This window comes from Lachnospiraceae bacterium oral taxon 096 (assembly GCA_018141845.1).
Taxonomy (GTDB): domain Bacteria; phylum Bacillota; class Clostridia; order Lachnospirales; family Lachnospiraceae; genus F0428.
In genome coordinates, this window is sequence record CP073340.1 from 1,990,049 (window position 1) to 2,013,041 (window position 22,993).

Sequence of the window (22,993 nt, forward strand, 5' to 3'; positions counted from 1 at the left end):
ATAGTCTAAACAAATCAGGAGGAATTCTATGGCATTTAACTTTCGCCGCCTATTTGAAGGCGCCATTGGCAATTACAGCGAGGTCAATATTGATGATCTCTATGAAGAATATGGTATGTACTTGATGGAAGATGAAGAAATTGAAATTGGATTTAAACTTATTCGAGATGCACTCATTTTCACAGACAAACGCATTATTATGACAGACCAACAGGGCGCAACAGGAATGAAAATGACAGTAGAATCTATTAATCTCTATTCCATTGTCAATGTAAAGATGGAAACTTCAGGCTTTGGCTTTGATGACAGCCAGCTGACCTTCACCTACATTTCATCCCCAGACTTAAAATGTCGCCCACCTGAGTATTGCTCACGCACCCTCGAATTTCCAAAACACTATGATGTACAAAAGTTATATCTAACTTTGCAAGAGCTCGCATATAATAATTGCCTGCGACTCAATGGCTTAGATTGATTCAATTCATAAAAATGCAAATAAAAACAACGAAAACAGATGCTCTACTGTTGTCGTTGTTTTATTTGTTTTTGTCTTTTGTTTATAAAAGCCTTTACTAATTCACTATCTCCCCTTAGTACTCTCCACTGTATAACATTTCACATTCAGCATAATCATCACTGTGCAAAACCACAACATTGTCTACTTCAGCAGATAATTCCTGTGCCTTTGTCTGTGCTCCTTCAAACAGTACTAATTCAACATTCATCCCCAAACTCTTAATAATCTTTACAACTCCAGAAAAATCCGCATCTCTCGAAATTAAAATTGCTTTTTCATAGGAATGCTCATAGGCATGGCGAATCATCTCCACAGCAATATTGACATCGGTTCCCTTATCTGTCATTGTCATCACCTGTCCTGTCACTTCCTTTCCACATTCTGGACAAACCAACCCATAGCGCTCTGTGATTGTAATCGGTTTTTGTTGTAGTCTTCCTGTAATTACTTCAAAATATGGAATTTTATTGATACTTTGTAAGAAATTTTTATTTTGCTCACTTTCACTAATAAAATAATAGGTTCGAATTACATCTATATCTGAAAACTTATTCTTCACGCAATCTAAAAAGCGGTGCACATCCATATTTCTTCCTGGACCTGCACTATTCTTCCAATCATAAAAAACATTGCTTCCATCAATAAAAATCATTGCCTTTTTTTTCATTTTTCTCCTGTATCACAAAATTTTCCTGTGATACCCTTCCTTTCATTTTCAAACTACTATTTATTTTAACAAGTCTGCACCTATGTTGTACGAATAGATTCATTATACCATTGATATCTTATTCTAGTCTTTACTTTTTTCTAAATAATTCTGTTACAAAAAAGCTTGACTACTACAGAAAAAAAGTTTTACAATCTAAGAAAGCATAGTAAATTCAATAGTTGATTTAATGGCGAATTTCTAAGTATGCTTTTATTTTATTACAAATCTGGGGGGATTTAGTGTGAAAGAAAGTAGAGGTAAGCCGTAAACCGGCGCACTTAAATAAGCTGTCTTAAGTAGGCAACTTATTTGAGGATATAGATTTAGTAGATTGATCAAGAAGCTAAAGGTTCATCAGGAGGAAGCAGTCCTTCCTTTTGTAAAAGTTTTTTGGCTTGCTTGATAGCCTTAGCCTTCTGTTTTTCAGCTAAAGGTGCAGGCATATCGATTTTGTAAAGATCGCTTGGATTCCATACCTCTCCGGTAGACAGCATCCGGTAGATGGCTATAAGAATCATACGGGCAATGGCAATAACAGCTCTTTTCTTGCCACGGCGTTTAACAAGGGATTCATATTTCGTTTTGTAGTAAGGAGACTTGTCAGATTTCACGGCTGCATGAGCACACTGTACTAATGCAGGTTTGAGGTAGACACCGGCACGTGTAATACGGACAGATTTCTTCTTACCGGCAGATTCATTGTTGCCGGGGGTAAGACCTGCCCAACAACATAAGCGTTTAGAATTACAAAACTGAGACATATCAATACCAATTTCGGAGATGATAGTAATTGCACTATCACGTTTGACACCCGGAATGGTAGTTAGTAACCGAATAGCTTTATCATAATCAGGATCGGAAGAAATCAAAGATTCAATCTGTTTATCTATATCATTGATTTCAGCTGTGATATAATCCATATGTGCGCGAATTAGGCGCATACGATATTTCTGGGCATCAGTCATCTGATATCCTTCGATAGATTCAATCACAGCGTCTTCTTTGGATTTGAGGCTCTTAAGAAGTTTTGAAGAGATTTCTTCATGGTTAATCGTAGTACCTGATTGTTCAAGCAGATAATCGATAATGGATGAGGATGACTTCCCAAAGATATCGGATACAACAGAATCTAATGCGATATTACAAACAGTAAGAGCATTCTGATATCTATTCTTTTCACTTGAACGGCAAGAAACAAGCTTGTAACGATATCTTGTGTATTCTCTAAGAATACGGATCAACCTACAAGGAATGTAGCTGCTTTTCACAAGTCCCAGTCGGAATAAGTCTCCAATCCATTTAGAATCTTTGGTATCGTCCTTGTTACCCTTAACAGCTTTAACCCATTTGGGATTAGCAATGGTAACGTTGATTTGATCTTCGAGAAGATTAAAGACAGGAACCCAGTATTTACCTGTGGATTCCATACAGACATCATGGCATTCATTTTTAAGAAGCCACGATTTAAAGTCTAAAATAGAATTGTTGAAGGTAGAGAATCGCTTCTTTTGATAAGAAGGTTCAATACCGGCGGTAGTTTTGATGATTGTGGCAACAAGAAAAGATTTGTGAACATCGACACCACAACAGGTTTGATAAGTAACTTTCATAGTGTAACTCCTTTCGCAAAAGATAAGAAGCCATTGACTGAACTGCCACACAATAAAACAAAGAGCTTTAACAATTCTTAGTGTACGGATTCATGATACCACTTATTTGTGCTTGAAAAGACAGAACTTACACTGATTTTTATGCTGTCTAAAACAGAGAAAGTTTTTACAACTTTACCTCCCGTGCTTTGTAGTATAGCTTCTTGTTATATATTTTAAATCACAGAGTTGAGATGTAAAACACTTTCATTACTATTTGTGCCGCGGCTTGCCCGCGGAATGGAGATTTTTATGAAAAAACAGTTTTTGGCTGCCACACTAGCAGTAATTACTACCGTAACCACTGCACTCTCTAGTGCTACTTTGGTTCAAGCTAACGAATGGAAGCGTGACAACATGGGATGGTGGTTCGTCAATGATGCAGGAAATTATTATAAATCTTCTTGGCAAAACATCAGTGGAAAGTGGTATTACTTTGATGTAAGCGGATATATGGCTGCTTCTCGCTGGATTGGAAATTACTATGTCGGAGCAGATGGTGCAATGCTAACCAATACAACTACACCGGATGGCTATAAGGTTGGCCTTGATGGTGCTTGGATTCCTGCCACTACTTTGCCTGCACAAAGCCAAGCTTCTCAAACAACAACTACAAAACAACAGAGCACACAACAAAATACAAGTAAGGCAAGTACAAACTCTTCAAGTTCGAACTTCCTTACATCCACAATTCCTTCTGGAAGCTATTTTGTTGTCAACACAAGCTCAAAAAAATACCATTATCCAAGTTGTAGAATGGTCAATAAGATTAGCAATGGCAATCGCAAGTATTCCACTGACGAATCTGCTTTACAGGCCAATGGCTATGTGCCTTGTCAGGTCTGTCATTAAGTAAATTTGTATTTATTCGCTAACTTTAATAAATAGTTTAATAATTTTCACAAAATTGCACCATATTCTTGAATCCAGTTTACAGTTTATCTGGCAGGACTATGGTGCAGTTTATTTATTCATTTATTTATCCTCTACCCTCGATAACTTTTTCTCATATATTTCAAAATCAATATCAATCAATGTTACCATTTCGGGAATATAAACTACATAAAAATCATTTTTTTAATAAATACTGGGTAAAATTTAACCATTTTTATCCTGTCTTCTCTCCCTTATATGATTTAGCTCATTTTGTCTTGCTCACACTTCTTACAGCTGGCATAAATACATCTACTAAAGTTGTATATTCCCCATTTTCTAACTTGATTTCTGATAATTTACTTGCTGGCGGAATATCTTCACCATCTTCCTCTAACCCAAGAAGTACGCACCCTAATAATTCTTGTGCAGATACAAAGGCATCTTCATCAGTGTCTCCACAAGTTGCACAATCCAAATCTGGAAACAAAACAGAAATCCCTTTTTTTTCATATGAAAAAACTGCAGGATAGTAATATCTATCTCTTCTTCTCATATCTATTATCACCATCCTCTTAAATCATCTGTATCACAACTTATATAAACCACAAATTCACTCAACTGTTCATGTCTCCTAAATGTTTTTCTAAAATTGGCCTCTAACATCTCACTTTTTATAAGCCCGTGCAAACCTCCCTACGACCTCACGCTTTAGCTTATAGCTCTTGGATATTCAACTAACTTTTGTCTCATACTTTCTTGTTGCCTTTGATTGTGCTGTTGCCATTACCCTCTCCTTTTGTCCAAGTATGTCGTGATCAGATACCAGAGTCCTCTACCTAAGCTTGCAACAATGATTACAATGCCTACAATTTGCATAACTTTAGCAACTACTTTTAATGCTTCAATTAACATCTTTACTTGAATGGGTTCTGTATTATTCTCTTTAGAGACTAGAACATCAGGTCAATTAACTTGCTTAATTATATGAACCAATGTTCTGGTTACAACTCCTATTAAAATCTATTTAACAACTGAATTGATTTTAATGGGAGTTTTTTCTCTTCTTTCGAGAACTTTGTTTCCCCATTCTGTTCACCTCCTTTCTACTCTTATATCATAATATATCTTATCTAATACATTAATACAATTTTAAAAATTCATAAATAAAATATACTAAATAGCTTCACCACTACTTGAAGGAATAACTGCTTCTGCCCCCCCTCAGAAGTACCTTGAAAATTCTAATCTTGTCTTTCAAAAGCGACAAGAAAAGCACCCTATTGCTAGAGTGCTTTCTATACATCGCTATTCGCTTTCTTTGATGAACTCTTCCATCATTCTCGCTAACTGCCCTGCTTGGCTAACGCCTTGCTTTTCACAAGCCTGTGCAAACCTCTCTACGACCTCCCGCTTCAGCTTATAGGTCTTGGACATCCAACCAGCTTTCGCCTCATACTTTCTTGTTGCCTTTGATTGTGCCGTTGCCATTACCTTCTCCTTTTCTCTAAGTATTTTGTGATAAGATACCAAAATCCTCTGCCTAAGCTTGCAACAATAATTGCAATGCCTACATATTCTCCAATCTTTGACACAATTTCCAATAGTTCTAACACTTTTACAATCATAGCTTTACTTAAATGGGTTGTTGTGTTATTATTCTTTTATCAGAGGGCTGGTTTGCACCAACCCCCTGTCATCACTAGGAAAACATAGTGATGAGAAGATGGATAAGGTGATTGATTAACTTATTTGCTAAGTTAACCTATATCCCTATCAAGACTCCTTTTAAAATTTCCTTTGTTAGCGGATTGATTTTGTTAGGAGTCTTTTTATTTCTCTTCTTTCGAGAACTTCGTTTCCCCATTTTGTTTACCTTCTTTCTACTCTTATATTATGATATATCGTGTCCGATATATCAATGTAATTTTGAAAATTTGTGAATAAAATATACTAAATTTTTTTATTATAACTATTAAAAATCACCCTAGAGTTTTCTAATATGCCTTTATCTAAACTAAGATTGCAAGTATAACAAACTAAAGGTCTCTCGGTCTTTTGGAGTGAAAAGCGTTTGTGTGTCACACCACTTTGTCTTCTCATTAAAGCACTCTTTTACCTCAAATAGCCCAGTGTTTCTATCGGCGTATGGCATTACCTTCCCTCGCGTATCCCTATAAACATACTTCTTTTCGAGTAGGAAGTTCACAAAGTCAATTTGCCTAATACTTAATTGCTTCGCCGCCTCTCTAAAGTTCGTCAACAAGTTTCGGTCAATCAGTTCGTCAAAATAATCTGCTTTCGTTTACAATATTTGTTTCTCGACGGTCAACACTGAATTTTCTGCCGTTAGCAAGCTTATTCTTGCCTCTGTCTCTTCAAGCGTCTTCTGTGCTACTTGTAACGCCCTTACCATCAACTCCTCAGAACTCATCTCTGCCTATCCACTGATATAACCGCCGTGCTTGCGGATTGATGGAAAAACTTCTGAGGTCACCCATTTCTTGAAAGCTTTCGCATTCGGTAAGTGCTCGAGAGAATAAGACTATAAAGCCCAGACTCGTTGATGATAGTCAATTCTTGACTTCCTCCAAGAGTGTCATATTTTGTTACTCCCTTGTGTCACCTGCTAACTGTTCAACTGCTTCATCACATCATCGCAAAACAGAAAGTAAATCCCCTTGGGCGATATTCTCATTCCTGAGATGGTAAAGGATATTCCGCTAATTGACTTAACTTCTTTCAGCCCATCAACATATCCAAGACTAATCAAGCTAGAAAGGATGTACTGGTAATATTTCTCACCAATGCACAAACTTTCAGAAGATAGCAATGTAAAATCAATATCTTTATCACTCTTTAGGCACTCGTATAGATAAGTCAAAATCTTATGAACAATTACAAAATAATCGTTACTAGCCATACGCATTACCTCTTTTCTTTTTTACGCTTTTCTGACTCCATCCAACGCGTATACTCCTCCAAAAAAGCCTTATCTATTCTCTCTTGCTCTTCTGGTGACACTTTTCTTACTTCTCCAACTGTTATCCCTTTAGGTATATCAATGCGTTTTAGCCACTTCTTATCCTCTTCACTGAGACCACTATGGACAATCTCTTCCTTTTCCTCGAAGCTCAATTCTCCACTCAACCACTTTTTCTTTTGCTCCTCTGTTATCATGTTACTTCCTCCAAACCACAAGTGCTTTAATTCTTAATCTAATACCACATTATAATTTTTTCACTTGGCAACTGCTTAGTATTTCTAAAAAATTTCACTGCATGATTTGCATGACTTTTACACCACTCATATCCTTCAGGGTATACAACAACAGAATCTTTTTCGCCTCGTGAATATACAATTGTTCCTGGAGTTGTGCAATCTTCAGGATAAAAATCACACCTAACAATGTCACCTTTTTCTCTTATATTTCTTAATTCTACCATAAAACTCCTCCGCCTCCTTGCCATAATTATATACTTCTGAAGTTTTCTTATGTGCTTCTGCTTGCGAAAGTCCTTTTTTCATTAAGTCTTTTTCCATAATAATCTCGTGGTTAATCAATGTAAAATCATGTGATTCCGGCTTCCCTTGCATTAACCTTTGCCAACTTTGAGCCATCATAAAATCTGGATCAAATCTTGCAATTCTTCCCCCTCCTAAGTCATGCTCGTCAATAAAAATATAATTTTTAATTGCTTGAATTTCCTCTTTACTTCTACCAGTTGTTCTAGCAATTTTAGTTACATCTGTCTTCATAGTTCTTACTAAAGCATAATACCTTTCCGCATGCTCATCCGCTTCCGTACTATTTGGATCTCGTGCACCACTCACAGCTCCTGACTGTATTATATCGTTATTACCATTCCCCTTCAATACTTTTTTACCTCATAGCTGACAAAGCACCGGCAATTGATGTCCTCCCCCGCAACGCCACTCATGCCAGGACTGCTGTTGCCCCAGATGGGAGCTGAAATGGCTCATTGACAAGCACGCTCTGACCTTCCATCTTCACATGGTTGTATTGACCATTGCTGGTATGCTTCCATCCTTTCTTGGTCTTTCTTACACTGTTTGGACGGACTCGTTCGTCCTTCATCGTGTGCCACACCTTCACGATTTCAAAACCAGCGGGAGCAAGCTTTGATACTAAGTCACTTGCTGCGTCATGGTTTCCCTGTTCTCGAACTCGATGGGCTTCTGTTCGAACAATACGCACTGACTTAGCATAGCTTCCACCTGTACCGTTATCACCAATCAAAGCCTTTTGTACTCGCTTAGCCATCGTATCGAATCGGTCTCCGACGGATAACCCAATGCCCACCGCCTGCTTAATCCCATAAATGATATTTGCTCGATTTCGCTCTAGCTGTGTAGGTAAACTTAATCCGTGAATCGGATTGTTGACAGCCGCCCTTAAGGAACGAACACTTGCAAAAGTAGATGCTAGGTCTTGATTATCCACAGCCTTTTCTACTGCCTGAACCATTCTACTGTAGACATTAGAATAGGTCTGTTCAACTGTCTCTGTAATCAACCTCTGCTCTACCAATGTGACATCATTCATCCTCGATTGGACTTCCTGTAGTAATCTGGCATCTAAGGCATTCTTGTGTAGCTGAGCATAAGTTAACAGTCCATTTTCATCAGCATAGTTGGCATACATATCGCCCAGACTAAAACTATAAACTTTTCACTGATTTAAAGGTGACAACTGGATATTAAAATCTACTCTGTCCAAAAAAGCAAAAAGCCCACAAGCATCACTGCTTGCAGGCTTATCTTCCAGCTCATAGCCGGACTCGAACCGGCGACCTACTCATTACGAATGAGTTGCGCTACCAACTGCGCTATATAAGCAAAAAGTGAACCATTCAGGTTCACTTAATGACCGATCCGGGAATCGAACCCGGGTTTACGCCGTGAGAGGGCGTCGTCTTGACCGCTTGACCAATCGGCCTAAATGCTCAGGTAGTATAGCATAATGGTATACCTATGTCAACTATTTTAATCAAAGTTCTTTGGAGTGACCGATCCGGGAATCGAACCCGGGTTTACGCCGTGAGAGGGCGTCGTCTTGACCGCTTGACCAATCGGCCTAAGTACTTTGACTTTAAAAATCTCGAGGCGACAAGATTCGAACTTGCGACCTCAGCGTCCCGAACGCTGCGCTCCACCAAACTGAGCCACGCCTCGTTACCTGTGTAAGTATAGGATAATTTTCTGAATTTGTCAACCATTTTTGAAAACTTTTTTATCAAAAAATAGAATTCTCAAAAATGCGATTAACCTGCACTTTTAAGAATTCTATTCCCTCATCTTTGTCTCAAACTTAATGTTGTCTCTGTAATATTAATTAGTAAATTAGAATATTAGTATCTTCGTATCTCTCTAACTACTCTAATCCCTTTAAATCTGACTTGTCATACAATCTAAGCATAGGTGTTGTAAACTGTCCTGATGAATCAACGAGTCCTTCTGGAAGCACATCAAGCTTTTCTACATTCAATCTGCCATTTGCAATAGTCAATCTCTCATAAATCGTATCTGGTCCATTAGAACTGTAGCGATACAAGCAACTATGATCTGGAGATTCACAATATCCCGTTCTCAAATCTCCTGCTTCCGTACCCAATTGCACTGGATTTCCATCTGTTCCAATCGTATAAAACACAGCATCACAACTTGGATTTCCAATATAATGCAAGATTAACTCTGGAATTCCATCATTATTCATATCATAGACATTATAACCATATTGATCAACTCCAATGTTTTCACCCGATTCAAAGACATGATTGGAATCTGCCATTGTATTGACTAAATTGCGATAAATTGCCTTATAAGCAGTCGAAGAAGCTACTGCCATTGTAGTTTCCTGTGCCTGTGCACTTTGTGATTCACTGCCTTCACTGCCATTTGCACTGGATTCTGCCGAAGAAGTTCCCGAAGCTACAACTGCTGCAGAAGAAGTCTCATCCTTTTTTTCACCCTTGCTGTTTTTATCAGCATCAACAGCACTCGCACTCTGACTTTCTTCCTTGACAACAGCATCGGCCACCTTATGAGAATTCCTATCTTTCCAAACCTTTGCTGCAAAAACAATTCCACACAGACAAAGAATAGCTATAATGATCCAAGGCCATTTTCTTCTCTTTTTCTGTTGATTAACAAGTGCATAGAAGTCTTCTTCTCCATCATCATCTTCATCATTCTTGTCTTCGTTGAGTACAAATGATGGCATATCTACCTCTTGATCATCATCATCTAAAAGTTGTTGTGTGCGTCTTGCCACAAATTCTTCTTCATTGAGATTTTCGTAATCGGAGCGATGAAACTCCTCCTCATATGCATCTGTATACTCTTCCTCAAAGTCTTCCCCATCGCTTGCATCATCTTCTTGCTCACCTTGGCTTTTCTCTGTATCCTCAGTATATTCTGAATCGTCTTCTAAATCGCCATCTCCCTCGTCCATATAATCCTGCGTCGGCTCATCACCATTTTCATAGCTATACCAAGCATCCGTAGATGTAATTTCTACAGTTGCTGTAGCCTCTACCGTAGATGTCTCTGAATGATCTGAATTTGCGGAATTTGCCACTTTTGCACCCGTCATTTCACTAGATGCTTCCTCATTGGCGGACTCGGCAGTTGATTCTGCAGTACTAATCTTTGTAGCCTCTGATTCCTGCTCATGACGTTTTGACCTTCTCCTTTTTGCATGATAGGCTTCCACCGGCTGAACAGAATCTTCTTGCTCCTTCTTTGCCTTCTTACTCTTTACATTTCCTTGGATGTATTGTGCTGGCTCATCATCCATATTTTCTTCTTTTGGCAACTCAATTTGTTCTTGCTCACCTTCAGCTACAGACTCATTCTGAGAAATTGGCTCTTTACTCAATGGCACTGTATCGAATGTACTTTCTGCATCGGCTGTGCGATCCATATTCTCTATATTGTCTGTGTTGCCTGTGCGATCCACATTGCCCATGCCATCTGTACTATTTGTGCTATCCACACTTTCTACATTGCCTGAGCTAGCTGTCTTTTCTGTCTTTTCTGTATTTTCTGCATGAGCCACATCCACTTTGGCAGCCACATTTGCTTTTTCGCTCTTATTCGACTCATTGACAGCTTTGGAATGTGTTTCAACTTCTTTCGGTTTTTCCATCTTTTCTGACGCATTTTTCTCCGATATACTTTCCTTAACCGTCTCTGTCTGTTTCTTTACTTCCACATCATTTGTATTTTTTGCAGTTACAAATGGAAGAACCGAACTCAATTGTTCCTTGATCTCCTTCAAAGCTTGTGGAGAACGCTCACTGTGCAACAACCAAGCAAAGTAGCTAATTGGATTCATTCCGAATAAATCAATTTCTCCATTATCGCGCATACGCTTAATTTCTGAAATTATCTTATTCTTTGCAGAGTAGAGAATATCCTTAACCTTCTTTTCTGGCATAGCAAGATGCTGTGATACCTCAGACAATCGCCTTCCTTGAACATAAAAAAGTGCTGTTGCCTCTGCATCGGTTTCTTTAATCTGGCTAAACACACGATCAATCAAATTTGTTGCCACATTAGGATCAATCCTTGATTCTTTTGATGGATCAGAGCCATCATCTTTTCCAGACCAAAGTTTAATATCAAGTGGTGAAAGCGTCTCATCCTTTGCACTCTCATCACTAATCACTTCCACAATGGTACTTCTCAATACTTTTTGGGCGTCAAACTTCGATAAGTCTGCATCTTTTGCTACTGAAAAAAACTTGACATAGATTTCTTCAATACAGGCCTCTACATTCTTTCCCAAAATCTTCTTTCCCACAAATGCACGAACATAACCTTCTGTTGTGCTATAGATGTCATCTAATGCTGACGCATCCCCTGAAAGAAGTCTTTGTACTAACGCATTCAATTCATTATTCATACAAATTAGCGTTCCCCTTTCCCAAAACTCTACTTACATAATATATCATTTTACTAAATAATGTCAAATATTGATATTTGGTCACTCTGAGGAAGATTTCCAAGTAAACCTAATTTGTCCATTTGTTCACAAATTGTCTTATTTACCTTTGCTCTGTTCATAAAATCGTCCTTAGAAATAAATTCTCCCCTAGCCGCAGCTTCGACAATCTGCCTGGCCACTGACTCTCCCAAACCATCAATGCTTGTCAGTGCTGGCATAATTTTTTTATTTTCTGTCACCTGAAAGCGAACAGCCTGTGCCTTATAAATATCAATGGGTTCAAATTCATATCCTCTCGCATACATTTCCTGTGCAATACGCAAATCTCTAGCGGTATCTTCTTCCTTTGCTGTGGCATCAGATTTATTTTTAATTTCCATATAAGCCCGTTCAACCTTTTCCTTGCCAAAGCACATCAATTCATAGGAAAATCCTGTTGCTCGAATAGAAAAATAAGCCGTATAGTACTCCAATGGATAGTAAATTTTACAATATGCAATGCGCCAAGCCATCATAACATATGCTGCTGCATGGGCCTTTGGAAACATATACTTAATTTTTTTGCAAGATTCAATATACCACTTTGGAACATCTGCCGCAATCATATCTTGCTCGTACTCTGGGCTTAGTCCCTTTCCCTTTCGCACGGATTCCATAATTTTAAAGCTCTCGCCCTCTTCCATTCCCTGACCAATTAAATAGATCATAATGTCATCTCTTGTGCAAATGGCCGTTCGAATAGTCGCCTTTCCTTCTTGAATCAATGTCTGTGCATTGCCAAGCCACACATCTGTACCATGAGAGAGGCCAGAAATGCGCACCAAATCAGAAAGTCCCTTTGGCTTTGCATCAATTAACATCTGCATAGCAAAATCTGTGCCGAATTCTGGAATTCCCAGTGCTCCAAGCTTACACCCCATCAAATCCTCTGGCTTTACACCAAGGGCATCTGTATTTTGAAAGAGTGTCATTGTCTCCCTCGAATCAAGAGGAATATCCTTTACAGGATCAATACCAATTAAATCCTGTAACATACGAATCATCGTTGGATCCTGATGTCCCAAAATATCAAGCTTTAATAAATTGTGGTCAATTGCATGATAATCAAAGTGTGTGGTAATGATTTTTGTTGTCATATCATTTGCTGGATGTTGGACTGGCGTGAAAGTATAAATTTCCTCTCCATGAGGCAAAACAATAATTCCGCCTGGATGTTGTCCGGTCGTCCTTCGAACGCCAACACAGCCCTGCGTGATTCGATTGATTTCGCATTTTCTCTTGACCTGGCCATGCTCATCAAAATACTTCTTTACATATCCATAGGCTGTCTTCTCGGCCAGTGTTCCCACAGTTCCTGCACGGAAAGTATGTCCCTGTCCAAAAATAACTTCAGTATAATCATGAGCTTTTGGTTGATATTCTCCCGAAAAATTCAAGTCAATATCAGGCTCTTTGTCTCCCTTAAATCCCAAAAAAGTTTCAAATGGAATATCAAAGCCATCCTTTTTTAACTTCTTTCCACACTTTGGACAAATTTTATCTGGCATATCACAACCTGCCATCCCCGAAAATTTCTTTACTTCCTCTGAATCAAAGTCCACATATTTACAATCACAATAATAGTGTGGTGGCAAGGGATTGACCTCGGTAATTCCTGAAGTATAGGCAGCAAAGGACGAACCAACCGATCCTCTTGACCCCACAAGATAGCCATCTTCATTGCTCTTTTCCACCAACTTCTTTGCGATAATATACATAACGGCAAAGCCATTTTTAATAATAGAATTTAGTTCTTTTTCAAGTCTGGCTGTCACAATTTCTGGCAAGTTCTCGCCATATTGCTCATGTGCTTTTGCATAGCAAGATTGTGTCAATAACTCATCTGAATTTTCAATGACAGGAGGACATTTATCAGGGCGAACTGGCGGAAAATCCTCCACCATATCTGCAATCATTCTCGAATTTGTCACTGCGACAGCATAGGCATCTTCTGGTCCTAAATAATGAAATTCTTCAATCATTTCATTGGTTGTTCTCAAATAGAGGGGCGGTTGATGATCTGCATCTGTAAATCCCTTCCCTGCCAAAATAATTCTGCGGTAAATTTCGTCTTCAGGATTTAAAAAGTGAACATCACAAGTGCCAACTACTGGCTTATTTAGGGATTTTGCCAATTCTACAATCTTTTTATTGATTTTTTGAATATCCTCTCTCGACTCAATGGCATAGCGATCAGATGCAATCATAAATTCATTGTTGCCTATTGGTTGAATTTCAAGATAATCATAAAATTCAGCAATCTTTCGGATATCCTCCTCCTCTTGCCCATCCAAAATTGCACGAAATAGCTCCCCTGCCTCACAGGCACTTCCAATAATCAATCCCTCTCTATATTTTTGCAATACAGACTTTGGAATTCTTGGTCGTTTCGCATAGTAGTTAAGATGCGAATAAGAAATTAATTTATATAAATTGATTCGCCCAATTTCATTTTTTGCTAAAATAATGATGTGATTGGTGTTCATCTTCTTGATGCGCTCTTGGCTCACCTTGGCCAATCCCTCAACATCCTTGAGTAACAAAATATTTCTTTCCCTGAGCATCTGTGCCAATTTTAAAAAGATTTCTGCTGTACACTCTGCATCATCCACGGCACGGTGATGGTTTTCTAGGGAAACATCGAGAGCTTTTGCCACAGTGTCAAGCTTAAATCGTCCGAGCTGTGGGAGCAAAATTCTTGCTAAAGTCACGGTATCCACAATGGTTGGATCATAGGTATACCCTATTCGCTTGGCATTGGTCGCAATAAATCGAGTATCAAAACCTGCATTGTGTGCCACCACAGCAAAGTCCTCACAGAATGCCAAAAATTTTGGCAATACTTCCTCAATCAGTGGAGCATCCACCACCATAGAATCATTGATGCTTGTCAATTCCTCAATTTGAAACGGAATTGGAATCTGTGGATTGATAAATGTTGAAAAGCGATCTACAATCTTTCCCTCTACAATCTTTACGGCACCAATTTCAATAATGCGATTTTGTGTGGGTGAAAATCCTGTAGTCTCAATATCAAATACAACAAATCCATCATCTAGGGACACTTCTTTTGGATTGACCACCACTTCCTTTAAATCATCTACCAAATAGCCCTCCACACCATAGATAATTTTGGGTGGATTTTTCATCTTTTGCACTGCATGATAGGCATCTGTAAATCCCTGAACATTTCCATGATCAGTAATGGCAATGGCTTCCATTCCCCAATCGGCGGCCTGCTTAATAATTTCTGCTGCACTGCTGACACCATCAAAGTCGCTCATTTTCGTGTGGCAATGCAATTCCACTCTCTTTACTTGAGCATCATCTGTTCGAATATTTTGACCAAAAGCATCACTTTTTTTAATTCCTCGAACAAAGGAAATAATCAATTCACTGTCAAATTTATCAATATTCGTTGTTCCCTTTAATTTAATAAAATTTCCTTTGACCAGTGCCGCATGCAACACAGGAACATCCTCTTCCTTTGCAAAAATTTTTACCTGTATGGAATCGGTAAAGTCCGTCAACGAAAAGATAAACATTGTCTTTCCTGAGCGCTCAAAAAATCGTTCATCTAACTCAACAATCTTTCCATGAACAACGATTTCTCCCATCTCTCCCTCAACTTGAGATAGCGGAACAAATTGATCTTCAAAATCACGCCCAAACAATACATCCGGATTCTTGCTCCTAGAGATATATTCCTTCTTTTTGCCGGAACTTTTTGCCGTTTTTTTCTCAGAAACCTCTGTTCTCTTTTCTTGATCTACTCCATTTTCTAACTTTTCTTTTATAACTCGATCACCCCCATTCTCCCTACTATTTTCGTCCTTGCTTTGAATTTTTCTCTCTATATGAGCAATATAGTGAGGTCTCAATTCACAATCCACCCCACAACGCTCAAAAAAGATTTTTTCCACAATACGAATAAATTCTGGAACAATGGCTTCGGAAAGTTGCGTTCGCTCCACACTAAATTCCATAATGCGTTCACCAACAAATACCACCTCTGCCTTTTTAAGAATCAAATATTGGGCAATGCTGTATTCTCGCAACTCAAGTAAAATACTTTCCTTGTAGGCATCATAGAGATTTTTGGGCGTATATTGCTCAGAAAGTCGAAAGTTCTCCAAAATTTTTATTTGAATTTTCTTGGTCGGAAAAATTTGTCGCTTAATTATCCCCTCCAAATCAAAGATAATCCTTTTCTCCACTAATATATCTGATGAAACATAGATTCTCATCTTTGAGCCTTCTTTATTGGCACTCACCTTTTCCACTTGGATGTGTTCTAGTAGCGCCCTTGAGATATGTTCCATCTGCAATGTCGGAAAAACCTCCAAAAAACTCTTCATTTATGACTGTCCCCTTGACATTTGATCAAGCTCCTCTTTTAGAGCTGACAAAAGTTGATGCTCTGGTACCTTCTTGATCACTACACCTTTTTTGATCAATAGTCCCTCTCCAATGCCACCAGCAATGCCAATGTCGGCTTCCTTTGCCTCTCCAGGTCCATTGACCACACAACCCATCACCGCGACCTTGATATCCATTTCATAGCCAGCAACCAAATTTTCTACTTGATTTGCTAGGGAAATCAAATCAATACTTGTTCGCCCACAGGTCGGGCAAGATACAACCTCAACACTGCCCTTTCTCAAGCCCAATGTCTTTAAAATTAATTTTGCACAAGTCACTTCCTCCACAGGGTCACCTGTCAAAGAGACTCGAATCGTATCCCCAATACCTTGATATAAAATAATTCCAAGGCCAACACTTGACTTAACCGTTCCACGCTGAATGGTCCCTGATTCTGTAATTCCCACATGAAGCGGGTAGTCTGTCTTTGTTGAAATTAGCTCATGTGCACGAATACACATCAAGACATCAGAAGATTTAATGCTAATGACCAAATTTTGGTAACCCAAATTTTCAATGATCCTTACCTTATCCAGTGCTGATTCCACTAATCCCTCTGCTGTCACACTGCCATATTTTTCAATCAAATGCTTTTCTAGTGAACCCGAATTTACACCCACACGAATGGGAATGTTTCTCTTTTTACAGGCATCTACCACCATCTGAATTCTTTCCAAATTTCCAATATTTCCTGGATTAATGCGAATCTTATCCACTCCATTTTCAATTGCAGCCAGTGCAAGACGGTAGTCAAAGTGAATATCAGCCACCAAAGGAATATGAATTTGTTTTTTAATTTCTTTAATGGCTGTAGCGGCCTCCATTGTCGGAACCGCCACTCGGATAATTTCACATCCTGCTTCCTCGAGACGCAAAATCTGATCCACTGTCGCCTGTACATTTTCTGTCTTTGTATTGCACATACTTTGAATTAAGATTGGATGACTTCCACCAATCACTCGGTTTCCAATATGAATTTCTCTTGTCTTCATCTTTTTCTCCTAAAAGCCAACTAGTCGTCGAACATCATTAAACATCACAAAGACCATAAATAGCATGAGCAAAGCAAACCCAATCAAATGGACCATTCCCTCGGCCTTTCGATTGACTGGTCTTCCAAGAATTCCTTCAATAATCAAAAATAAAATTCGACCACCATCAAGGGCTGGCAGTGGCAACAAATTCATTACACCAAGGTTTGCACTCAATAAAATCATCATATTTGCAATGCTCAACAGTACCACACCCACACCATAGGCACTAGATTCCTTGACTGTATCACCAATCATATTGACAATGCCCACTGGTCCACTGATTTCATTGGCCTTTACTTTTCCCTTAATCATATAGGCTAAGCTCTCTAGGGTGCTCGTGATGTTATACTTTACTTCATAGGCCGAATACTTTACAATCTCCATCGGTCCTTTTACTGGAACTCGTCCACCGGAACTTGAAATTCCAATCATATATTGGTTGTACTTTTCATTGAGCTTTGGATGAATTGTAAAATCAAGTTTTTTCCCTTGCCGATTGACAGTGACATCCACATCCTTGCCCGGATGCATATACAAATATAAAGTCAAATCTCTATAAATAACCACTCGATGGCCGTCAATCGCTGTAATTACATCCCCTGCTTCAATGCCAGCTTCCTTTGCAGGATAGCCATCAACCACCTCGGACACCTCCGACTTATCAATGCCCACGGCACCAATGACAATCATTGCCATAAAAAAGGCCAAAATAAAGTTAAACAGCGGTCCTGCAAAAATTGTGGCCAATCGCCTTGGCACAGACACTGAGTTAAAACTTCCCTCGACACTTTCTTCATCCTCATCTTCCCCCAGCATCATACAAGAGCCACCAAGGGGCAATAATTTTAGCGAATATCTTGTCTCCTTCCCCTGTCTTGACAAAATTCTAGGTCCCATTCCCACAGAAAACTCAATGACCTTGATTCCTGATTTCTTTGCCACAATAAAATGTCCAAATTCATGAAAGGTGACAATCACACCAAAAATGATCAATGCAAAAATTATACTCATCTATATCCATCCATTCTCTAAGTCTTTTTCTGTCTCCAATTGTATGCTCAATATATCACAAACACTTGGATTTTGGATTAACTTGTGATGATCCATCGCTGTGCGAATCATCCTTGTAATGTCTACATAACGAATCTTTCCATCCAAAAATTTTGCGACTGCATATTCATTAGCCGCATTCAATACCGTTGGCATACTTCCGCCAATTTTGCAGGCTTCAAAGGCATACTTTAATCCCTCAAACACCTCCATATCAGGTCGAGCAATTGTGATCTCACTGAGTCTAGTAAAATCTAATCTCTCTCCCAAAAGCTTTCGCCGATTCGGATAATAGAGGGCGTATTGAATGGGTAATTTCATATCTGGTGTGCCAAGCTGAGCCATCACGCCACCATCTTGAAACTGAACCATAGAGTGAATAATCGACTGCGGTTGTACTACCACTTGAATATTCTCTGGCTCAACAGAAAATAGCCATTTTGCCTCAATGACCTCTAGTCCCTTATTGACCATGGTCGAAGAATCAATCGTAATCTTTTTTCCCATACTCCAATTCGGATGGTGTAAGGCATCTTGTAAGGTCACTTTTTCCAACTGGCTTTTTGTGTAATCTCGAAATGGTCCGCCTGAAGCTGTCAATAAAATCTTTTCAATGGGATTATTTTCATTGCCCTGAAGACATTGAAAAATAGCACTGTGCTCCGAATCCACTGGAAGAATTTGCACTTTTTTCTCCTTGGCCAGTGGCATAATGATATGCCCTGCACAAACTAAAGTTTCCTTATTTGCCAGTGCAATATCCTTTCCTGCCTCAATGGCCGCCACGGTCGGCTCAATGCCAATCATACCAACTACTGCGGTCACAACAACATCGGCCTCGGCAATGACTGCCGCCTGAATTAACCCCTCCATGCCAAAACCAATTTCACAATGTATATCTGTCAATCGCTCTTTTAGCTCTTTGGCATCGTTTTCTTTCCAAATTGCTGCAAATTTTGGGCGAAATTCTCGAATTTGCTTTTCCAACAAATCAACATTTTTTCCCGCAGTCAATGCTACGACACCAACATCTCCATTTGCTCGCACGACTTCTAATGTCTGTGTTCCAATTGATCCTGTGGAGCCAAGTATTGCTATCTTTTTCATATCACTCCTCCAATTCATTCTCGCTATCCCAAAAACATCACGGCAAAAAAGACAATTGGTGCTGTAAATAGCATGCTATCAAAGCGATCCAAAATCCCACCGTGACCTGGAATGAGATTTCCATAGTCCTTTATCTCATGATTTCGCTTGATTGCTGATGCGGCTAAATCGCCAATCTGTGAAACTATGGCACCAAGTGCACAGCCAACTGTACAAGCTAGAAGCGGATTTTCCACCTCTACCATATAGTTCCTTACAAAGTTTGCATAAATATACGCAATCAACGCTGCTCCACAAACTCCACCAATACAACCTTCTAACGATTTTTTCGGACTTAATTTTGGGGTCACCTTATGTTTTCCAATCAACATTCCAACTGCATAGGCACAGGTATCACTTCCCCAACTCGAAATCAAAATCAACCACGCCAAGAGCTTTCCATCTTTGAGTGCCCTTGTCTGATAGAGAAAGGAAAATAACACTGCCACATAAAACAGCCCAAAAAAACTCGCTGTGATTTCTTCTGTCTTATACTCTGGAAAGGTAAATACATAGATGACCATCTCCAAAAGAAGCATCACAACAAATAAAATCACCTCATATTCTGAAGAAATTTTAAAATACAAGAGTGCATAGTAAACCACTGCACCAATGTATCCAATCCAAGACACTGCCTTTTTTTCAATCTTTAGTACTCGATAAAGTTCAAACATCCCAATCAAAGAAATCAACAGGGATATCGCCCAAAGTGGCAGTCCTCCCACAAAGATAAAAACGATTGCCAAAATGAGAAGAACAATTCCACTTACTAATCTGGTCCAAAACATTATCTGCCTCCAAACCTTCTCTCTCTTTTATTATACGCTGCAATCGCATTTTGCAACTCTTCCTCATCAAAATCTGGCCACAATACATCCGTCACATAGATTTCGCTGTAGGCCAGTTGCCAAAGCAAGTAATTAGATAATCTCAACTCTCCACTTGTGCGAATTAATAAATCTGGATCAGGAAGACCTGCTGTATCGAGGTGATCGGCAACAAATTGTTCAGTAATCCCTTCTACATCATAGGGACTTTCCCTGTACTCCTTAAGCATTTTCTGAACCGCACGACGAATTTCATCTCGGCCTCCATAATTGATGGCAATCGTAAATGTCATTCCTGTGTTGTCCTTTGTTGTCTCCACCAACTTGTCAATGCCCTCGATGATATCTGCGTCAAATCTTCGCTTATCACCAATCATCTTTACACGCACATTTTTTTCCGCAGCAATCTTTAACAGTCTCTTCATATAGAAGCGGAATAGTTTCATCAATGCCCCCACTTCTTCGGCACTTCTCTTCCAATTTTCTGTAGAAAATCCATATACTGTCAAATAGTCGATTCCCGTCTTTGCACAGACAGTAACCATTTTTTCCAAGGTCTCACAACCAGCCTTATGCCCCATTGCCCTTGGCAAAAGTCGCTTCTTTGCCCATCTGCCATTTCCATCCAAAATAATGGCCACATGTTTTGGAATTACCATATTTTCCTCCCTACTGATATAGGATTGGGCAGGCCATATTGCCTGCCCAAATCATTTACTGATTCCACTATACGATAGCATATCCTACACTGATATTAGTGTATAATTATACTGTCATAATTTCCTTTGACTTATTCTCAATTGTCTTGTCAATCTCTTCAATGGCCTTGTCTGTAAGCTTTTGTACTTTATTTTCGCCATCTTTTAAATCATCCTCAGAAATCTCAGATGCCTTCTCCATCTTCTTAATGGCATCTACTGTATCTCTTCTGATGTTTCTCACGGCAACTTTGGCTGCCTCGCCCTTTTTCTTTACTTCTTTTACAAGCTCCTTGCGTCGATCCTCTGTCAGCTCTGGAAAAATCAATCGCACAGTCGTGCCGTCATTTGTTGGATTAATCCCCAAATCTGACATATTAATTGCCTTTTCAATCTCCTTCAATAGAGATTTCTCCCAAGGTGCAATCATAATCATTCTTGCCTCTGGCACAGAAATATTGCCCACCTGTTGGATTGGTGTTGGTGTACCATAGTAATCTACCTTAATCTTATCTAATACATGGGGATTGGCACGACCTGCACGAATGGTTGCGTAATCATCCTGCAATACATTAATCGTCTTATCCATCTTTTCTTGACACAATTTAATTTTCTCTTGCATATTCATCCTCCTAGACAGTTACCACTGTTCCATTTATTTTTCCTACCATTGCATTTGCAATGGAATTTTTCTCATTTAAATCAAATACTGCCAATGGCATCTTATTTTCCATACACATTACAGTTGCTGTCAAATCTACAACTTGAAGTTTTTTGTCAAGCACTTCTTGAATGCTAATGGTCTCATACTTTTTCGCATTTGGATCAAGCTTTGGATCTGCAGTGTAGATGCCATCAATGCTCTTGGCTAAAAGAATCATTTCTGCATCAATCTCAATTGCCCGAAGAGCAATTCCTGTGTCTGTAGAAAAATATGGATGACCTGTTCCACCACCAAAGAACACAACCTTTCCCTGCTTAAAGCACTCATTGACCCTATCCTTTGAAAAAAGTTCAGTCATCGTTCCACAGGCAAATGGAGAGAAAATGGCTGTCTCCATTCCCTCGCTGCGAAAGATTTCTGACACATAGATGCAATTCATAATCGTTGCCAACATTCCAATTTGGTCTGCCTTTGTGCGGTCAATCGCCTCCGAAGTTCTTCCTCTCCAATAATTTCCACCGCCAATGACAATGCCAACTTCGACTCCCTGCTTTACACTGGCCAATACCTGCTGTGCAACATCTCGAACAGTGGCCTCATCATAGCCACTGCCTTTTCCTGCTGCAAGTGCTTCTCCACTCAATTTGAGCATAACTCGCTTCATCTTCTATATCTGCCTCACATTCCTTCTTATTTCGAATTCTTTAATTACACAATTCGCATATATACAAGAAAAAGTATAACATAAGAATAAAAATTTGAAAAGATAGCAAGAACAAGCATCTACGCTCAATTCTCGCTATCTCTTCTTTTCTACACCTGAACAAATTTTCCATCATTCATTACATATTGTTTCTTACAATACTTTGCCACCTTTTCATCATGAGTGACAATCACCAAAGTCTTTCCCTCTCGATTTAATTCCATCAACAATGCCATAATGTCCTCTGTTGTCTTAGAGTCTAATGCCCCTGTCGGCTCGTCACAAAGCAGAATATCCGCATGATTGACTAAGGCTCTGGCAATGGCAACTCTTTGCTTTTGTCCTCCAGAAAGCTTTGCTGGCACAGCTTTTGCTCTATGCACAATTCCAAGCCTTTCCATCAACTTCATTGCTCGCTCTATCTTCTCCTTTTTGGACAATTTTGTATATTCCAATGGCAACATTACATTTTTTAATGCACTATAGTGAGAGATAAGTGCAAAGTCTTGTACAACAAAACCAAATTTCTCATTGCGAAGTTTTGCCTTCTCCGTTACTGAAAACTTATAAAAAGCTAATAAACTTTTATGTTTCATTCCTACTTCATCGAGTATGCTTTCATACTGAATAAATTCAAATACTAATTACAAGTTCTTGTACTCTCCGTAGGCGTCAATTCCCGATTAACAT

At 39.1% G+C, this 22,993-nt stretch carries 22 protein-coding genes, 4 tRNA genes and 1 pseudogene; 2 read left to right on the forward strand and 25 right to left on the reverse strand.

Going from position 1 to position 22,993, the window contains the following annotated elements; all coding sequences use genetic code 11:
• Positions 1–28 precede the first annotated feature (28 nt).
• Positions 29–475, forward strand: coding sequence for a PH domain-containing protein (locus J5A74_09570; protein QUI95610.1), 447 nt, complete (start codon positions 29–31; stop codon positions 473–475).
• 115 nt (positions 476–590) lie between these two features.
• On the opposite strand, the gene J5A74_09575 is transcribed toward J5A74_09570, so the two are convergent.
• Together J5A74_09575 and J5A74_09580 are read right to left on the reverse strand one after the other, a co-directional pair.
• On the reverse strand, positions 591–1,184 hold the full coding sequence (locus J5A74_09575; GenBank protein QUI95611.1) for an NYN domain-containing protein: 594 nt from the start codon (positions 1,182–1,184) through the stop codon (positions 591–593).
• A 377-nt stretch (positions 1,185–1,561) separates the two neighbouring features.
• Complete coding sequence (locus J5A74_09580) at positions 1,562–2,836, reverse strand: IS110 family transposase (protein QUI95612.1); 1,275 nt, start codon at positions 2,834–2,836, stop codon at positions 1,562–1,564.
• Between the two features lie 291 nt (positions 2,837–3,127).
• On the opposite strand from J5A74_09580, the gene J5A74_09585 reads away from it, so the two are divergent.
• On the forward strand, positions 3,128–3,727 hold the full coding sequence (locus tag J5A74_09585; GenBank protein ID QUI95613.1) for a hypothetical protein: 600 nt from the start codon (positions 3,128–3,130) through the stop codon (positions 3,725–3,727).
• A gap of 256 nt (positions 3,728–3,983) precedes the next feature.
• Here J5A74_09585 and J5A74_09590 read toward each other — a convergent pair.
• The 23 genes and pseudogenes from J5A74_09590 to J5A74_09700 form a co-directional block, all read right to left on the reverse strand.
• Positions 3,984–4,304 (reverse strand): annotated as a pseudogene (locus J5A74_09590) (type II toxin-antitoxin system HicB family antitoxin).
• A gap of 752 nt (positions 4,305–5,056) precedes the next feature.
• Positions 5,057–5,239 carry a chemotaxis protein gene (locus J5A74_09595; GenBank protein ID QUI95614.1) on the reverse strand — a complete coding sequence of 61 codons (183 nt, stop codon included), beginning with the start codon at positions 5,237–5,239 and terminating at the stop codon, positions 5,057–5,059.
• The gene (locus J5A74_09600; GenBank protein ID QUI95615.1) at positions 5,239–5,376 is read right to left on the reverse strand and encodes a hypothetical protein; all 138 of its coding nucleotides are present in this window, start codon (positions 5,374–5,376) and stop codon (positions 5,239–5,241) included. The genes J5A74_09595 and J5A74_09600 overlap by 1 nt, the downstream gene beginning before the upstream one ends.
• A 389-nt stretch (positions 5,377–5,765) precedes the next feature.
• A complete protein-coding gene (locus tag J5A74_09605) occupies positions 5,766–6,011 on the reverse strand; it encodes a phage antirepressor KilAC domain-containing protein (protein ID QUI95616.1) in 246 nt (81 codons plus the stop codon).
• A 366-nt stretch (positions 6,012–6,377) separates the two neighbouring features.
• Entirely contained in the window at positions 6,378–6,671 is a 294-nt protein-coding gene (locus J5A74_09610) for a hypothetical protein (protein QUI95617.1), read from the reverse strand.
• Between the two features lie 5 nt (positions 6,672–6,676).
• A complete protein-coding gene (locus tag J5A74_09615) occupies positions 6,677–6,928 on the reverse strand; it encodes a hypothetical protein (GenBank protein ID QUI95618.1) in 252 nt (83 codons plus the stop codon).
• A gap of 38 nt (positions 6,929–6,966) precedes the next feature.
• Entirely contained in the window at positions 6,967–7,194 is a 228-nt protein-coding gene (locus tag J5A74_09620) for a hypothetical protein (protein ID QUI95619.1), read from the reverse strand.
• Positions 7,160–7,624, reverse strand: coding sequence for a hypothetical protein (locus tag J5A74_09625; protein ID QUI95620.1), 465 nt, complete (start codon positions 7,622–7,624; stop codon positions 7,160–7,162). Before J5A74_09625 ends, J5A74_09620 begins: the two co-directional genes overlap by 35 nt.
• 61 nt (positions 7,625–7,685) lie before the next feature.
• Positions 7,686–8,414 (reverse strand): hypothetical protein, encoded by a 729-nt coding sequence (locus J5A74_09630; protein ID QUI95621.1) that lies wholly within the window; start codon positions 8,412–8,414, stop codon positions 7,686–7,688.
• Positions 8,415–8,535: 121 nt separating this feature from the next.
• Positions 8,536–8,608 (reverse strand) — tRNA-Thr (locus tag J5A74_09635).
• Positions 8,609–8,636: 28 nt separating this feature from the next.
• Positions 8,637–8,708 (reverse strand) — tRNA-Glu (locus J5A74_09640).
• 67 nt (positions 8,709–8,775) lie between these two features.
• Positions 8,776–8,847, reverse strand: a tRNA-Glu gene (locus J5A74_09645).
• A 23-nt stretch (positions 8,848–8,870) separates the two neighbouring features.
• Positions 8,871–8,944, reverse strand: a tRNA-Pro gene (locus tag J5A74_09650).
• A 199-nt stretch (positions 8,945–9,143) separates the two neighbouring features.
• Entirely contained in the window at positions 9,144–11,678 is a 2,535-nt protein-coding gene (locus J5A74_09655) for a hypothetical protein (protein QUI95622.1), read from the reverse strand.
• Between the two features lie 53 nt (positions 11,679–11,731).
• On the reverse strand, positions 11,732–16,117 hold the full coding sequence (locus J5A74_09660) for a PolC-type DNA polymerase III (GenBank protein QUI95623.1): 4,386 nt from the start codon (positions 16,115–16,117) through the stop codon (positions 11,732–11,734).
• On the reverse strand, positions 16,118–17,173 hold the full coding sequence (gene ispG / locus J5A74_09665; GenBank protein ID QUI95624.1) for a flavodoxin-dependent (E)-4-hydroxy-3-methylbut-2-enyl-diphosphate synthase: 1,056 nt from the start codon (positions 17,171–17,173) through the stop codon (positions 16,118–16,120).
• A gap of 9 nt (positions 17,174–17,182) precedes the next feature.
• The gene (gene rseP / locus J5A74_09670) at positions 17,183–18,226 is read right to left on the reverse strand and encodes an RIP metalloprotease RseP (protein QUI95625.1); all 1,044 of its coding nucleotides are present in this window, start codon (positions 18,224–18,226) and stop codon (positions 17,183–17,185) included.
• The gene (dxr, locus tag J5A74_09675; GenBank protein ID QUI95626.1) at positions 18,227–19,372 is read right to left on the reverse strand and encodes a 1-deoxy-D-xylulose-5-phosphate reductoisomerase; all 1,146 of its coding nucleotides are present in this window, start codon (positions 19,370–19,372) and stop codon (positions 18,227–18,229) included.
• A 23-nt stretch (positions 19,373–19,395) separates the two neighbouring features.
• Positions 19,396–20,199 carry a phosphatidate cytidylyltransferase gene (locus J5A74_09680; GenBank protein ID QUI95627.1) on the reverse strand — a complete coding sequence of 268 codons (804 nt, stop codon included), beginning with the start codon at positions 20,197–20,199 and terminating at the stop codon, positions 19,396–19,398.
• The gene (locus tag J5A74_09685) at positions 20,199–20,915 is read right to left on the reverse strand and encodes an isoprenyl transferase (protein QUI96885.1); all 717 of its coding nucleotides are present in this window, start codon (positions 20,913–20,915) and stop codon (positions 20,199–20,201) included. Before J5A74_09685 ends, J5A74_09680 begins: the two co-directional genes overlap by 1 nt.
• An 88-nt stretch (positions 20,916–21,003) precedes the next feature.
• Positions 21,004–21,558 carry a ribosome recycling factor gene (frr, locus tag J5A74_09690; GenBank protein QUI95628.1) on the reverse strand — a complete coding sequence of 185 codons (555 nt, stop codon included), beginning with the start codon at positions 21,556–21,558 and terminating at the stop codon, positions 21,004–21,006.
• Between the two features lie 10 nt (positions 21,559–21,568).
• The gene (gene pyrH, locus J5A74_09695) at positions 21,569–22,264 is read right to left on the reverse strand and encodes a UMP kinase (GenBank protein QUI95629.1); all 696 of its coding nucleotides are present in this window, start codon (positions 22,262–22,264) and stop codon (positions 21,569–21,571) included.
• A gap of 149 nt (positions 22,265–22,413) precedes the next feature.
• Positions 22,414–22,899 carry an ATP-binding cassette domain-containing protein gene (locus tag J5A74_09700; protein QUI95630.1) on the reverse strand — a complete coding sequence of 162 codons (486 nt, stop codon included), beginning with the start codon at positions 22,897–22,899 and terminating at the stop codon, positions 22,414–22,416.
• Between the last annotated feature and the right edge of the window lie 94 nt (positions 22,900–22,993).